This window comes from Pseudomonas sp. LAIL14HWK12:I7 (genome assembly GCF_000483465.1).
GTDB lineage: Bacteria > Pseudomonadota > Gammaproteobacteria > Pseudomonadales > Pseudomonadaceae > Aquipseudomonas > Aquipseudomonas kermanshahensis.
The window spans coordinates 95,898-109,522 of sequence record NZ_KI519606.1; the positions used below are offsets into that span (position 1 = coordinate 95,898).

The window sequence follows — 13,625 nt, forward strand, 5'->3', positions numbered from 1 at the left end:
CAGGGCGGCCCCGCTGCCGCAAGCGGGACAACCGTGCGCGCAACTGGGACAACCTCAGCCTCGGCGGTCAGTGCGTGGGCGCGGTGCCGGTGCCCAGCACGCTGATTTGCCAGGCGCTGGGGTTGTAGCCAAGGATGCGCTTGAACATTGCGGCGAATGCGCTGGCGCTTTGGTAGCCGTACTCCAGCGCCACGTTCAGGATTGGCTTGCCATCGGCCAGGCACTGCTGGCTGAGGATCATGCGGGTGCGGGCCCGCCACTCGCCATACGACATCCCCACCTCACGCTGAAACAACCGCGCCAGGGTGCGGGCACTCATGTTCAACTGCGCGCCACACTGCTCCAGCGTCAGGTCCTGGGCCGGGTCTTCGAGAAACCCCTCGCACCAGGCGCGCAGCCGCGCATGCTGCGGTACCGGCACATAAGCGTCGATGCGCTCGGCCGTCTCCAGTTCACGCTGGATCAGTGCCCGAGCGTGCTCGCCCAGCGGCTCGTCGCGTTGCAACATCCGTGACCCCGCCAGGATCAACTCGCGCAGCAGGCCGGAGACCGCGATCACATGGCAGCGAGTCACGTGCGACCCCAGCAGCAAGGTGCGCATCGACACTTCGCCTTGCATGCGCACTTCGTGGCTCATGCCGGCAGGTATCCACAGCGCCTGCCCGCGCGGTATCACCCAGTTGCCGCCATCGCTGCACACGCGCATCACGCCGTTGGCGGCATACATCAGTTGATCTTCGGCATGGCAGTGGCTGGCAACCACTTCGCCGTGTCGGTAGTCCATTCCCAAAGCTTGCATGCCAATCTCCTCGGGCCGTGTGTGGCGAGCAGGGGTAACGATTGGATCCAATGCTATCGCAAGGCGTTCAGGCGGGGTTGCTAAGTGTTCGCGTGCAACGCAGAAATATGCGCATGAATTGCGCTCAGGGTGTGAATCGTGGCGGTTCGTGGCGGGTTGGCCAGCCCTGGTGATGCTGGACCAGGAAGTCCACGAACACCCGCACCCGTGCCGGCATCGCCGGGCCACCGACGAATACGGCGTGTATCGGCTCGCGGTCACCGGGGTTGTAGGCTTCCAGCACGGGCACCAGTTGCCCGTTGTTGAGGTCATCGGCCACTGTGAAGGTGCCGATGCGCGCGATGCCGGCCCCCAGCCTGGCAAATTGGGCCAGTGCCTCTCCGCTGCTGCACTCCAAGTTACCGGTGACTTTCAGGGCAAAGGCCTGCCCGTCCCGGCGAAACGGCCAGTCGGCTTCAGCGCGGCGGAAGTTGAAGCGCAAACAGTTGTGGCGGGCCAGGTCTTCAGGTTCCACCGGGGTACCGCAGCGTTGCAGGTAGTCGGGCGAGGCGACGATCACTTGACCGGTGTCGCCAATGTAGCGGGCGCTCAGCGAGCTGTCCGGCAGGTGGCCGAAACGCAGCGCGACATCGGCCTGGCCGCCGGCGATGTCGACCACTTCGTCGCTTAAGGTAAGGTCGACCAGCACTTGCGGGTACAAGGCGCTGAACTGCGCCAGCAAAGGCACCACCGTCAGCCGCGCATGGCCCAGTGCGGCACTGACCCGCAGCCGGCCCCGCGGTACACCTTGGTCGGTGATGGCATCCTCGACCTCATCCAGGTCGGCCAGGATGCGCCGTGCGCCGCGCAGGTAGGCGTCGCCCTCTGGGGTCAGCGTAATGGCGCGGGTGGTGCGCAACAGCAGGCGAGTGCCCAGGCGCTGCTCGGTACGGGCGATGATCCGGCTGACAGCTGACGGCGTCAGCCCCAGCGCACGTGCCGCCGCAGATAAGCTGCCTTCTTGCGCCACCTTGGCAAAAATCTCCATCTCTCCAGACCTTCCGGTGAAGTCCATTTGTGCCTCGTGCGCAAAGGTGGTTGGCAAAAATGCAGACTAGTGCCCGCATGAAACGGATCGTAGCATTTCAGGCACAGATAAGGAGCCGTTTCATGCGCATCAATCCACCCCTCGTCGCACTCGCCATCGGTGCCTTTGGCATCGGCGTCACCGAGTTCGCCCCCATGGGCATGTTGCCCAGTATTGCCACTGACCTTGGCGTGTCGATCCCCGCAGCCGGGCTGCTGGTCAGTGCCTACGCTCTCGGCGTGCTGATCGGTGCCCCGCTGATGACCTTGGCCACCGGCAGGGTGCCACGGCGTTACCTGCTGATCGGGCTGATGGCCATTTTCACCCTGGGTAACCTGATGTCGGCCCTGGCGACCGACTACGCCAGCCTGATGGTTGCCCGCGTGGTGACCTCGCTCAACCATGGCGCGTTCTTTGGCATTGGCTCGATCGTCGCGGCCAGCGTGGTGCCCCCTGAAAAACGGGCAGGGGCCGTGGCGGCCATGTTCATGGGGCTGACACTGGCGACCATCGGCGGTGTGCCGCTGGCCACCTGGTTGGGCGAATTGCTGGGGTGGCGTACGGCCTTCTGGGGCATTGCGGGCCTGGGGCTGATTGCGATGACGACACTGTGGTACGCACTGCCTAATGTGCCGCTGCCGAAAAGCGACGGGGTGATGGCCGAGATCCGCGTGCTGGGCCGTGGCCCGGTACTGGCGGCGCTGGCACTGACCGTGGTGGGTTCCAGTGCGATGTTTACCGTCTTTACCTACATTGCGCCAATCCTGCACAGTGAAGCCCAGGCCTCCACACCGTTCATCACCGCCATGCTGGTGTTGTTCGGTATTGGCCTGACGCTGGGCAACGTGTGGGGTGGCAAGGCGGCGGACCGTTCGGTTGACCGCACGCTGATCGTCTCGTTGGCGGTGCTGATTGCCGTGTTGCTGGTGTTCCCGTTCCTGATGCCCTGGGCACTGCCTACCGCACTGGCGGTGCTGGTGTGGGGCGCTGCCAGTTTTGCCCTGGTACCGCCGCTGCAGATGCGCGTGATGGAGGCCGCCAAGGAGGCGCCCAACCTGGCGTCTGCGGTGAATATCGGGGCGTTCAACCTGGGCAATGCGATCGGTGCCGCGCTGGGTGGCGCGGTGATCAATGCAGGGTTGGGTTACCCGGCGATTTCCCTGGCGGGTGCGTTGATGGCGGGGTTGGGCCTGGTGATGGTGTTGCTGTTTGCCTGGCGCTCGCGGGCCGTCCAGGCCTCACCGCTGGCCACGCTTTAAGGGTGTAGGAGCAGCCTTGCGCTGCGAAGAGGCCGGTGGCAACACCGTGGATCTTCGCTGCGGGTACGGGCCTCTTCGCAGCACAAGGCTGCTCCTACCTCAATCGCGCCTGCCGCTAGTACGCAGCGTCCAGTGCAATCTCCACCCCTTCAAATTCCGCCATCGCATCGCGCATCGCTTCGCAAAAATACGCCCGCGAAGCCCGGTCAAACAGCAGTTGCAAGGCCGGCACCGCTTCACGCCCGACATTCACCACGATCACATTGATCCGCGCCGCCGATGTCTGCGCCACGGCCCCGACCGGGAACGCCTGGGTACGCAGGTCAACCCCGCATAGCTTGGCCATCACCGCGCTGCAATGCTGCCCCGACAGCTGCAGCCAGGCGTGGCTGTCCTGGCGCGGCAGCAGGTAGTTGCGCTGGGCCTCCTGCACCCAGTCGGCCTCTTCGGCGGCAATCCGCGCCCCTTGGTCGGCGAAACTGCCCAGCAGCAGGTATTCGGTGGCCGACAGCCGCGCCACCCAGCTACCGTCGTCCTGGCGCAGCGCTTGGTTGGGCTGTGGCGGCAAACGATAGCCGCGTGCTTGCAGGTAGGCCGCGCTGTCGGCGCCACGAAAACCCACCCGCGCCAGGTCGGTCAGGTCGGTCAGCGCGCAGGTCAGCAGTGGCTCGGCCTGTGGCTGGGGAGAGAAGCACTGTTCTGTCTTCAGGCTAGTCATGGCTCACAGCTCCTGGCGCAGGTTGTCGGGATCATGGAAGGGCAGTTGCACCACCTTGGCATTGACCATCACACCGCCCTCCACGCGGATTGGGATGTGCATGCCGGGGGTGGCTTGGTGGGCGCCGGCGTAAGCCAGGCCGATGATCTGACCCAGGGTTTGCGAGTACTCGCACGAGGTGACGTTGCCACTGATGTCCGGGCCGTCCAGTACCAGGTGGCCTTCCAGTGGCTGCGGGCTGCCCTTGGGCAGCGTGAACCCGACCAGCTTGCGCTTGAGCGGCTGCGCTTCGAGGATCTCGATCGAGCGCTTGCCGACGAAGAACGGTTTCTTGCGGCCAATAGCCCACTGCATGTCGATTTCGGCGGGGTGGGTCATGCCATCGGTGTCCTGGCTGATGATCACATGGCCTTTTTCCAGCCGCAGCAGGCGCTGGGTCTCGACACCGAACGGGCGAATGCCCAGCCCGGCGCCTGCTTGCATCAAGGCGTCCCACAGGCGTTCGGCATGGCGTGCCGGCACATGGATTTCATAGCCCAGCTCGCCGACGAAACCGACCCGCAGGATGCGCGCCGAAATGCCCGCCACCTTGCCCAGGCGTACGCCCAGGTAAGGGAAGGCCGCGGCCGACAGTTCCACGCCTTCGCACATCTTGGCCAGCACCTGGCGCGACAAGGGGCCGGCCAGGTTGACGGCGGCCAGGGCGGCGGTGACGTTGGTGATGTCGACGTCCAGGCGCCACTGCGCGTTCCACTTGAGCATCTGCTGGTAAATGCGGTCGACGCCACTGGTGGTGGCGCTGACATAGAAGTGCTGCTCGGCCAGGCGTGCGCAGACGCCGTCATCAATCACCACGCCGTGCTCGTTGGTCATCAGTGCATAGCGGGTGCGGCCGATCGCCAGTTTGGCGAAGCCGAAGGTGTATAAGCGCTCGAGCAGCTCGGCCGCGTCCGGGCCGCGCACGTCGAGGCCGCCGAGGGTGGAGACGTCGATCAGCCCGACCTTCTCGCGCACATGCCGCGCTTCTTCCTGCATGCAGCGTTCGCGGTCGGGCTTGCCGTAGTAGGCCGGGCGCTGCCAGATGCCAGCAGGCATCATTTTCGCGCCTGCTTGCAGGTGACGGCGGTGCATCGGTGTCTGCCGGTACGGGTCGAAAGCGCGGCCGGCGACATGCGCCAGCTTTTCCGCCTGGAACGGGGGGCGCGCCGTGGTCACGCCGGTTTCGCTGATGCTGCGGCCCGTGGCCTGGGCCACCAGGCGCGCGGTGGGCAGCGCCGAGTGGCGGCCTTGGGACGGGCCCATGCCGACCGTGGAAAAGCGTTTGACCAGTTGCACATCGCGATAGCCGCTGCGGGTGGCGTTGACGATATCGCGCACCTGCAAGTCTTCGTCGAAGTCGACAAAATCCTTGCCCTTGGGGTGCGGGAAGATCGGCCACGGATGATTGACCTTGGCCTCTGCGACGAAGCTTGCCTGCGCAGGGGCCTCCAGGCCAAGCGCCGCCAGGGCCTCGCTAGCTGCGCGTGTGGCGTCCGTGAGCACATTGCTTAGCACATGCCGGCCGTTCACCGAGCCTGCGATATCCAGCCCGGCCGGCAGGTTACTGAGGGTGAACTCGTCGCGGTTGACGTCATAGGCCAGCTTGCCGCCAGCCTGGCACAGCAGTTGGTACACCGGCATGTAGCCGGCCGACATGCACAGCAGGTCGCAAGCCAGGCGCAGGCCATGGTCGCCGACCTTGCCCTGGCCGGTGATCGGGCGGATATCGACGCCAGTCACATGGCGCATGCCCTTGTCGTGCAGGGCTTCATAGACGGTGCTGCCCAGATGAATGGGGATATCACGCCGTTTCAATTCGGCAGCCAGCGCGGCATCGGCGGGCGCGGCGCGCATGTCCACCAGGGCGGCAATGGCCACACCTTGCTCCTGCAGGTCGAGCGCGGCCAGGTAGCCGTCATCGTGCCCCGTGAGGATCACCGCCCGTTGCCCCGGCTTGACCGCGTAGAGCTTCATCAGCCGTTGCGCGGCGCTGGTCAGCATCACCCCGGGCAAGTCGTTGTTGCGAAACACCACCGGCTGGTCGAACGAACCCGCCGCCACCAGGCAGCGCGTGGCGCGTACCTTGTACAGGCGCTTGTGGTGTATCACCGGCAGGTAGTTGTCGGTGAACCAGCCGTTGCAGGTGGCTTTCAGCAGCACCTGGATGTTCGGGTGCCCCTCGATAGCGGCCAGCAGCTCCTGGCGCAGGCTGGCAGCGCGGGTGCCGGCAATGTCGAAACGGGCGTAGGTGAGCGAGCCACCCAGCACCGGTTGCTGCTCGATCAGCAGCACCTTGGCCCCGGCGTTGGCCGCGTCCAGCGCGGCGCGCAAACCGGCAGGGCCGCCGCCGATCACCGCCACATCGACGAACAGATAGGCCTTGTCGTAGTACTGCGGCTTGAAGCCGAGGTCCAGCACGCCGAGGCCGGCCTTCTTGCGAATTAGCGGCTCCCAGACCTTCCACATGCCCTTGGGCTTGTAGAACGAGCGGTAATAGAAACCGACCGGCATGAACCGCGAAAACGTGCCCAGGTAGGCGTCGCGGTCGTGTTCCAGGCTGCCGTTGAAGTTCTGCCCCTCGACCACCTGCCCATCACGCGCCGCCTCCATGTCGGCCAGCACGTTGGGTTCGTCGGGCAGTTGCACCAGGGTGTTGGCATCCTGCCCGGCCAGGCTCAGCGGGCCTCGCGGCCGGTGGTACTTGAACGAGCGCGACAGCAACCAGCGGCCGTTGCCGAGCAGGGCGCTGGCGATACTGTCACCGGCAAAGCCTGAGCAGGCCTGGCCATCGAAGTTGAAACGCAGGGGCCGCTCGCGGTCGATCAGCAGGCCCATGGGCGCGGGGAGGCGAGTGTGGCTGTTCATCCGGCGATCTCCGGGGTGGCGGCGGGGGTAAAGTCGACGCGGCGGTCGAACCGTTCTTTCGGGTCGAAGGTGCGCAGCACCTGGTCGCTGACGGTGTGGCGCTCGGCCAGGAACCAGTAGCTGGAGGCGTTGTGCAGCCACCACTCGATGACCACACCGGCGTGGTTGTCGCTGTTGAACACGTAGTCGGCCCATTCGGCATCGCTGCAGACGGCCGGGTCGGGCATGTGCTTGAACTCGCCGCCGTAGGTGAATTCGCTGATGTTGCGCGGGCCGTTCAAGGGGCAGGTCAGGATCTTCATCGTGCGTTCCTTTCAGTGGCTGGCGGCGGTCGCGCCCATTTCGTTGACTTGCTGGAAGCGGCTGAAGCGCTCCAGGGCAAAGGGCGCGATCATCTCTGGCACCTTGCCGCCACTGGCGACCAGCTCGGCCATGGTCTTGCCGCAGATGGGTGTGGCCTTGAAGCCCCAAGTACCCCAGCCGGCGTCCAGGTAGTAGTTGTCGACCGGCGACAGGCCCATGATCGGGCTGTAGTCCGGCGTCATGTCGGTCATCCCGGCCCATTGGCGCATCAGTTTGGCGTTGGCCATGAACGGGAACATCTCGATGGCGTGGGCCAGTAGGCTTTCCTTCAAATCGAGGGTGGAGCGGGTGTTGTACAGCGGGTAGGGGTCGGAGCCGCCGCCGAAGACGATCTCGCCACGGCTGGTCTGCTGCACGTAGCAGTGCAGTGCTGACGAGCTGACCAGCGGATCGAGAAACGGTTTGAACGGCTGGGTGACCATGGCCTGCAGCGGGTAGGTGTGGATCGGCGCACGGATGCCGGCCTTGGCCATCAACAGCGAACTGGCCCCGGCCACGGCCTGCACCACGCAGCCGCACTGCACGGTGCCGCGGTTGGTCTTCACCGCTTCGATGCGGCCATTGCGGATCAGCAGGTCCTGCACCTCGGTCAGTTGGTGGATCTCGACCCCGCGCTTGGCGGCCTGCTTGGCGTAGCCCCAGGCCACCGCGTCGTGGCGTGCGGTGGCGCCGTCGATGTGCCACAGCCCGGCCAGCACCGGCAGGTGGCCGGGGTCGAGGTTCAGGCTCGGCACCAGTTCGCGGATCTGCTGGCGGTCGATCATCTCGGTGCGCCCGCCAAAGTGCTTGTTGACCTCGGCACGCTGGCGGAAGGCGCGCACGGTGGCGTCGGTGTGCGCCAGGGTCAGCTGGCCGCGCTCGGAGTACATGATGTTGAAGTCGAACTCGTTGGACAGGTTCTGGAACATCCGCACCGATTCTGCGTAAAAGCGCACGCCTTCACTGGTGAGGTAGTTGGAGCGAATCACCGCCGTGTTGCGTGCGGTATTACCGCCACCCAGGTAGGCCTTTTCCAGCACCGCGACGTTGGTGATGCCGTGGTACTTGGCCAGGTAGTAGGCGATGGCCAGGCCGTGGCCGCCGCCGCCGATGATCACTACGTCGTAGCGCGGTTTGAGTTCGCAGGGTGGCGGCAGGTCGACCTCCACCGGGTAGTCGGCGCTCAGGCCGTATTTCAGCAGGGCGAAAGGCATGCGGTGCGCTCCTGTTGGGCGGCCTGTTGTTGCAGGTCGAGGGCGAGCAAGGTGTTTTTCATAAGGTAGGCGATGGTCATCGGACCGACGCCACCGGGCACTGGGGTGATGCCGGCGACCTGGGGCAGGGCGGCGGCAAAATCGACGTCGCCGACCAAGCGGCTGCGGCCGTCTTCATCGATGCGATTGATGCCGACGTCGATCACCACTGCGCCAGGCTTGAGCCAGTCGGCGCCGATCAGGCGCGGCTTGCCCACCGCAGCAACGAGGATGTCGGCCTGGCGGCACAACGCCGGCAGGTCGTGGCTGCGCGAGTGCACCACGGTCACCGTGCAGTCGGCTTGCAGCAGCAGGGCGGCCATGGGTTTGCCGACAATGTTCGAACGCCCCACCACCACCGCATGCTTGCCGCGCAACTCACCGCAAGCATCGCGCAACAGGCGCATGCAGCCACTGGGGGTGCAGGGGGTGAGCACGTCGCGGCCCTGGGCCAGGCCGCCGACGTTCTCGCTGTGGAAGCCGTCCACGTCCTTGAGCGGGCTGATGGCTTGCAGCACGCGGTGCGCGTCGATGTGTGCCGGCAAGGGCAGTTGCACGAGGATGCCGTTGACCGCGTTGTCACGGTTGAGCCGGTCGATCAGGGTCAGCAGGTGGGCTTGAGACGTGTCTGCCGGCAGGCGATGTTCCAGGGAGCGGATGCCCACTTCCTCGGCGCGCAGCACCTTGTTGCGTACATACACCTGGCTGGCGGCGTCGGCGCCTACCAGCACCACGGCCAGGCCTGGTTGCACACCGCCCTGGCGCAGGGTGTGCACCTGCTCACGGACCTCGGCCAGCACCCGCGCCGCCGTGGCCTTGCCGTCGATCAGCTTGACGCTGGGGAGGGCATTCATTTGAAGATCACCGTGCGGTCGTGGTTGAGGAACACCCGGTGTTCCAGGTGGTACTTCACCGCACGCGACAGGGCGATGGTCTCGGTGTCACGGCCGATGGCTACCAGGTTGTCAGGGGCGTAGGCGTGGTCCACGCGCTGCACTTCCTGCTCGATGATCGGCCCTTCGTCGAGGTCGCTGGTGACGTAGTGTGCGGTGGCGCCGATCAGCTTGACCCCGCGTTGGTAAGCCTGGTGGTAAGGCTTGGCCCCTTTGAAACCGGGCAGGAACGAATGGTGAATATTGATCGCCCGGCCCGACAGTTGCCGGCACAGGTCGTCGGAGAGGATTTGCATGTAGCGCGCCAGCACCACCAGCTCGGTGCCGGTGTCCTCGACGATGCGCATCAGCGCGGCCTCCTGCTCGGCCTTGGTTTCTTTGGTTACTGGCAGGTAGACGAAACGGATGCCCTGGCGTTCGGCCATGGGGCGCAGGTCCAGGTGGTTGGAAACCACGGCAGTGATGTGCATGTCCAGTTCGCCCTTGGCGTGGCGGTAGAGCAGGTCGGACAGGCAGTGGTCGAACTTGCTGACCATCAGCAACACACGCATCGGCCGGGCGCTACTGTGCAGGCTCCATTGCATGTCGAAGCGCTGGGCGACGTCGGCAAAGCCCGCTTCCAGTTGCGGCGTATCACCGCTGACACCGGTGTTGTAGCGGAACACTGCGCGCATGAAGAAGCGGCCATTGTCCTCGTCGTCGAACTGCGCCATCTCGCTGATGTAGCAACCTTGCTCGGCCAGGTAAGTGGTCACCGCGGCGACGATGCCGGACACGGCCGGGCAACTGACGCGCAGGATGAAATGATCGGGAGCGGGATGCATGTCGGGGCCTCGTGGTGGAGTGGGGCAGGTCGGGCACAAGGGCAAAGGGATTCGCGGGATGGCGAAGGGTGTTTCTTGGTAGGAATATAAATTTCCTTTAGGCGATTTATAGGCGAAGTGATGGGTTCAGGTCTAGCGCTTTGTGAAATTTTTTTGCCTGTCAGGAAATAAATTGGATTTTGAGGCACTGGGGCTGCTGTGCAGCCCATCGCCGGCAAGCCGGCTCCCACAAGAACCGCGCATTCTCGTGGGAGCTGGCTTGCCGGCGATGGGGCGCGCAGCGGCCCTTTTGGCCCTAACAGGTTCGAATTGGGGCTTGATGGCGAAGAAGGCTATGCTTGCCCCATGAGCACACCACCCAACCTTCGCCAACCGTGCCCCCCTGGCGCCTGTAACTGCGGCCGCGAGCACCTGGCCGAGCAGCCGTCAGCGGCGCAGCGCATCCTCCTGCTCACGCGGCAGGAGGAGAAGCGCCTGCTCGAGCGGTTGGAGAACCTCAAGGACCTGGAAGACCTGCAGCGCCTGCAACAGCGGATGTATGAAAACCTTGGCATCCGTGTGCACATTGCCCCGGGGTTCAATGAGGTGCGGACCATGCGCGGGATCGTCATCGAGCTGGATGAACAACCGGGGCTTTGTCGCAAGACCCGGCAGTTGATACCGGCGGCGATTCGGCGGGGGTTGGAGCGTAATCCGCAGGTGGCTTATCGGTTGCTGGATGACCATGACTTGCTGCGGGGGGCGTGAGGGGATGGGCGGCGCTCGATCTCCCAGGCGCTGCAAAAACAACGCCATGCCCCCTATCAATCACCCCCTAATTTTTCCGCACCGCCTTACGTCTACTTGAGAACCGTCCTACGCCAAGCGCGTACCGGCACCTATCACTCAAGGAGACAGGCAATGACTTCCGTATTCGACCGCGACGATATCCAGTTCCAGGTAGTGGTCAACCACGAAGAGCAGTACTCGATCTGGCCCGACTACAAGGCAATCCCCAATGGCTGGCGAGCAGTAGGCAAGAGCGGCCTGAAGAAAGACTGCCTGGCCTACATCGACGAGGTCTGGACCGACATGCGCCCGCTGAGCCTGCGCCAGAAGATGGCCGAAGCCGCAGCGCAGTGACCTCGCTGAACCTGCTGTGCCTGCCGTATTCCGGGGCCAGCGCCATGGTTTACAGCCGCTGGCGGCGCAAGCTGCCGGCCTGGTTGCAGGTGCGGCCGGTGGAGCTGCCTGGGCGCGGTGCGCGCATGGGCGAACCGCTGCAGACCGACATGCAGGCACTTGCGCGGCAATTGGCGGCCGAGCAACGCCTGGCCGCCAGCGCGCCGTATGCCTTGCTCGGTCATAGCCTGGGCGCGCTGCTGGCCTTCGAGCTGGCCCATGAGCTACAGGCGCTGGGGTGTGCGCCGCCGTTGGCGTTGTTCGCCTGCGGCACCGCCGCCCCCACCCGGCGCGAAGACTACGAGGGTAAGAATTGGCGCGACCCAAAGCGCGACGATGAGCTTATCAGCGAATTGCGCGAACTCAACGGTACGCCAGAGGAAGTGCTGGGCAATGCCGAGTTGATGAGCCTGACCTTGCCGATCCTGCGCGCCGACTTTTTGCTGTGCGGCCGCTATGCCTATCGTCAGCGGCCAGCGTTGCAATGCCCGCTGCACGTGCTGGGCGGCGAAGACGACCGGGCCAGCGAGGAGCAACTGCTGGCCTGGCGCAAGGAAACCCTGGGCGACTTTTCGTTGGACATATTCCCCGGCAGCCACTTCTTCATCCACGAACACGAAGACCGTGTGCTCGGCGTGCTGGCCGCGTCGCTTGAGCCACATCGGCTTTCGGCCTGATTGACGTCACCGCTTGCCTGGGGGAGGCTAGACCTTTTCCCAGGCAAGGGGCAGACAATGCTGATCGATCCACACAAGGCCACGCTGCTGGTCGTCGACATCCAGGAAAAACTCATCGGCGCCATGAGCGATCCCGAAGGCACTCGGGCGCGAGCGCGCTGGTTGCTGGCGGCGACTGCGGAGCTGGAACTGCCGACGGTCATTTCCGAACAGTACCCCAAAGGGCTTGGCCCTACCTTGGCGGAACTGACCGCTGCAGCGCCTGCTGCCCAGGTAGTGGAAAAAAGCCATTTCTCCTGTGTGGCCGCCGAGTGCTTGCCGGCCAGTTTGATGGGACGTGAGCAGGTGATCGTCTGCGGTATGGAGACCCACGTCTGTGTGCTGCAAACCGTGCTCGGCCTGCTGGCGTTGGGCAAGCAGGTGTTCGTGGTCGAGGATGCCTGTGACAGCCGCACCGCAGCCAGCAAGGCCGCGGGCCTGGCGCGCATGCGCGCAGCCGGGGCGCACATCGTCACCCGTGAGATGGTGCTGTTCGAACTGATGGGCAGTGCCAGCCACCCGCAGTTCCGCCATATCAGCAAGACCTACCTGGTCGGTGAGCAGCCCTGAACGCGCGGTTACTGGCGACGGCCCTGATGGCCCTGGCGCTGCTGCAAGGCTGCGCGGGGCGTCGCGAAGAAGAGCCTGAAGCGGACCCGGCCAAGGTGCGCGCCCAACTGATGCGCTTATTTCCCGCGCAAGCCAAAGACCGTGCAGGCTGGGCCAAGGACATTCAACAGGCCTTCGAAGCCCAGCGCATTGCGCCTAGCAAAAGCAACCTGTGCGCGGTACTGGCGGTGACCGAGCAGGAGTCGACCTTCAACGCCGACCCACAGGTGCCCAACCTCGGGCGCATCGCCCGCGACGAAATCGACCGCCGCGCCGCGCGCCTGCACATTCCCCGCCTGCTGGTGGATGGCGCGCTGAAGACGCCTTCCGGCAACGGCCAGAGCTACCAGCAGCGGCTGCTGGCCGTGCGCAGCGAGAAGCAACTGAGTGCGCTGTACGACGAAGTCATCGCCCGCCTGCCACTGGGCAAGACCTTGCTGGGTGGGCTCAACCCGGTGCACACCGGCGGGCCGATGCAGGTCAGCATCGACTTCGCCGAAAAGCACGCCAAGGACTACCCCTACAGCTATGAAGGCACGATCCGCCAGGAAGTGTTCAGCCGCCGTGGCGGCCTGTATTTCGGCATTGCCCACTTGCTGGGCTACCCGGCGCATTACGATCGCCAGCTGTACCGCTTCGCTGATTTCAATGCAGGCTGGTATGCCAGCCGCAATGCGGCGTTCCAGGCGGCGCTGAGCAAGGTGACGGGCACCAGCCTGGCGCTGGATGGCGACCTGATTGCCCCCGGCGCGATCATGCCCGGTACTACCGAACTGGCGGCGCGCAAATTGGGGGTGAAGCTGGGTTTGCGCAACCCACAGATTCGCAGCCAGTTGGAGTCGGGTGACAGCCTGGCCTTTGAAGACAGCAAGCTGTACAGCGGTGTGTTCGAGCTGGCGGATGCGGCGGGAGGTAAACCGGTGGCGCGTGCGGTCTTGCCGGGGATCGAGCTGAAGAGCCCGAAGATTACCCGCAAGCTCACCACCGCGTGGTTTGCGGGCAGGGTGGATGAGCGGTACCAGCGGTGCATGAAGCGCTGAATGTCGATGGCCTGTGCCGGCCTCTTCCCGGCCAGGCCCGT

The 13,625-nt window shown here is 65.0% G+C and carries 14 protein-coding genes; 6 read left to right on the forward strand and 8 right to left on the reverse strand.

Translation table 11 applies throughout. The features are described from left to right. Positions 1–67: 67 nt before the first annotated feature. A complete protein-coding gene (locus tag D886_RS0123235) occupies positions 68–799 on the reverse strand; it encodes a helix-turn-helix transcriptional regulator (RefSeq protein ID WP_027596177.1) in 732 nt (243 codons plus the stop codon). A gap of 124 nt (positions 800–923) precedes the next feature. Continuing rightward, positions 924–1,853: a LysR family transcriptional regulator gene (locus D886_RS0123240; RefSeq protein ID WP_027596178.1), complete on the reverse strand. Its 930-nt coding sequence runs from the start codon at positions 1,851–1,853 to the stop codon at positions 924–926. 95 nt (positions 1,854–1,948) lie between these two features. On the opposite strand from D886_RS0123240, the gene D886_RS0123245 reads away from it, so the two are divergent. Beyond that, positions 1,949–3,124, forward strand: a complete 1,176-nt coding sequence (locus D886_RS0123245) for an MFS transporter (RefSeq protein ID WP_027596179.1) — start codon at positions 1,949–1,951, stop codon at positions 3,122–3,124. Positions 3,125–3,239: 115 nt separating this feature from the next. Here the strand turns inward: D886_RS0123245 and D886_RS0123250 are convergent, their stop codons facing one another. The 6 genes from D886_RS0123250 to purU are packed head-to-tail and all read right to left on the reverse strand — an operon-like array spanning position 3,240 to position 10,058. Then, positions 3,240–3,842, reverse strand: coding sequence for a sarcosine oxidase subunit gamma (locus D886_RS0123250; protein ID WP_027596180.1), 603 nt, complete (start codon positions 3,840–3,842; stop codon positions 3,240–3,242). A 3-nt stretch (positions 3,843–3,845) separates the two neighbouring features. After that, positions 3,846–6,746: a 2Fe-2S iron-sulfur cluster-binding protein gene (locus D886_RS0123255; protein WP_027596181.1), complete on the reverse strand. Its 2,901-nt coding sequence runs from the start codon at positions 6,744–6,746 to the stop codon at positions 3,846–3,848. Next, the gene (locus D886_RS0123260) at positions 6,743–7,048 is read right to left on the reverse strand and encodes a sarcosine oxidase subunit delta (protein ID WP_027596182.1); all 306 of its coding nucleotides are present in this window, start codon (positions 7,046–7,048) and stop codon (positions 6,743–6,745) included. Before D886_RS0123260 ends, D886_RS0123255 begins: the two co-directional genes overlap by 4 nt. A 12-nt stretch (positions 7,049–7,060) precedes the next feature. Beyond that, positions 7,061–8,302 (reverse strand): FAD-dependent oxidoreductase, encoded by a 1,242-nt coding sequence (locus tag D886_RS0123265; protein WP_019099481.1) that lies wholly within the window; start codon positions 8,300–8,302, stop codon positions 7,061–7,063. After that, the gene (folD, locus tag D886_RS0123270) at positions 8,284–9,195 is read right to left on the reverse strand and encodes a bifunctional methylenetetrahydrofolate dehydrogenase/methenyltetrahydrofolate cyclohydrolase FolD (protein WP_027596183.1); all 912 of its coding nucleotides are present in this window, start codon (positions 9,193–9,195) and stop codon (positions 8,284–8,286) included. The genes D886_RS0123265 and folD overlap by 19 nt, the downstream gene beginning before the upstream one ends. After that, a complete protein-coding gene (gene purU / locus D886_RS0123275) occupies positions 9,192–10,058 on the reverse strand; it encodes a formyltetrahydrofolate deformylase (protein ID WP_027596184.1) in 867 nt (288 codons plus the stop codon). Before purU ends, folD begins: the two co-directional genes overlap by 4 nt. A 345-nt stretch (positions 10,059–10,403) precedes the next feature. Here purU and D886_RS0123280 point away from each other — a divergent pair, with 345 nt between their 5' ends. From D886_RS0123280 to D886_RS0123300, 5 genes are all read left to right on the forward strand, one after another. After that, positions 10,404–10,805 carry a hypothetical protein gene (locus D886_RS0123280; protein WP_027596185.1) on the forward strand — a complete coding sequence of 134 codons (402 nt, stop codon included), beginning with the start codon at positions 10,404–10,406 and terminating at the stop codon, positions 10,803–10,805. Positions 10,806–10,958: 153 nt separating this feature from the next. Continuing rightward, positions 10,959–11,180, forward strand: coding sequence for an MbtH family protein (locus D886_RS0123285; protein WP_003256222.1), 222 nt, complete (start codon positions 10,959–10,961; stop codon positions 11,178–11,180). After that, positions 11,177–11,896, forward strand: a complete 720-nt coding sequence (locus tag D886_RS0123290; RefSeq protein WP_027596186.1) for a thioesterase II family protein — start codon at positions 11,177–11,179, stop codon at positions 11,894–11,896. Before D886_RS0123285 ends, D886_RS0123290 begins: the two co-directional genes overlap by 4 nt. A gap of 57 nt (positions 11,897–11,953) precedes the next feature. Next, on the forward strand, positions 11,954–12,505 hold the full coding sequence (locus tag D886_RS0123295) for a hydrolase (RefSeq protein WP_027596187.1): 552 nt from the start codon (positions 11,954–11,956) through the stop codon (positions 12,503–12,505). 26 nt (positions 12,506–12,531) lie between these two features. Continuing rightward, positions 12,532–13,584: a DUF1615 domain-containing protein gene (locus D886_RS0123300; RefSeq protein ID WP_027596188.1), complete on the forward strand. Its 1,053-nt coding sequence runs from the start codon at positions 12,532–12,534 to the stop codon at positions 13,582–13,584. Positions 13,585–13,625: the final 41 nt, after the last annotated feature.

What these genes read in the sequence shown, in the direction of transcription:
- D886_RS0123235 (WP_027596177.1), bottom strand. Translation starts at nt 799, where the DNA reads ATGCAAGCTTTGGGAATGGACTACCGACACGGCGAAGTGGTTGCCAGC.
- D886_RS0123240 (WP_027596178.1), bottom strand. Translation starts at nt 1,853, where the DNA reads ATGGACTTCACCGGAAGGTCTGGAGAGATGGAGATTTTTGCCAAGGTG.
- D886_RS0123245 (WP_027596179.1), top strand. Translation starts at nt 1,949, where the DNA reads ATGCGCATCAATCCACCCCTCGTCGCACTCGCCATCGGTGCCTTTGGC.
- D886_RS0123250 (WP_027596180.1), bottom strand. Translation starts at nt 3,842, where the DNA reads ATGACTAGCCTGAAGACAGAACAGTGCTTCTCTCCCCAGCCACAGGCC.
- D886_RS0123255 (WP_027596181.1), bottom strand. Translation starts at nt 6,746, where the DNA reads ATGAACAGCCACACTCGCCTCCCCGCGCCCATGGGCCTGCTGATCGAC.
- D886_RS0123260 (WP_027596182.1), bottom strand. Translation starts at nt 7,048, where the DNA reads ATGAAGATCCTGACCTGCCCCTTGAACGGCCCGCGCAACATCAGCGAA.
- D886_RS0123265 (WP_019099481.1), bottom strand. Translation starts at nt 8,302, where the DNA reads ATGCCTTTCGCCCTGCTGAAATACGGCCTGAGCGCCGACTACCCGGTG.
- folD (WP_027596183.1), bottom strand. Translation starts at nt 9,195, where the DNA reads ATGAATGCCCTCCCCAGCGTCAAGCTGATCGACGGCAAGGCCACGGCG.
- purU (WP_027596184.1), bottom strand. Translation starts at nt 10,058, where the DNA reads ATGCATCCCGCTCCCGATCATTTCATCCTGCGCGTCAGTTGCCCGGCC.
- D886_RS0123280 (WP_027596185.1), top strand. Translation starts at nt 10,404, where the DNA reads ATGAGCACACCACCCAACCTTCGCCAACCGTGCCCCCCTGGCGCCTGT.
- D886_RS0123285 (WP_003256222.1), top strand. Translation starts at nt 10,959, where the DNA reads ATGACTTCCGTATTCGACCGCGACGATATCCAGTTCCAGGTAGTGGTC.
- D886_RS0123295 (WP_027596187.1), top strand. Translation starts at nt 11,954, where the DNA reads ATGCTGATCGATCCACACAAGGCCACGCTGCTGGTCGTCGACATCCAG.
- D886_RS0123300 (WP_027596188.1), top strand. Translation starts at nt 12,532, where the DNA reads ATGGCCCTGGCGCTGCTGCAAGGCTGCGCGGGGCGTCGCGAAGAAGAG.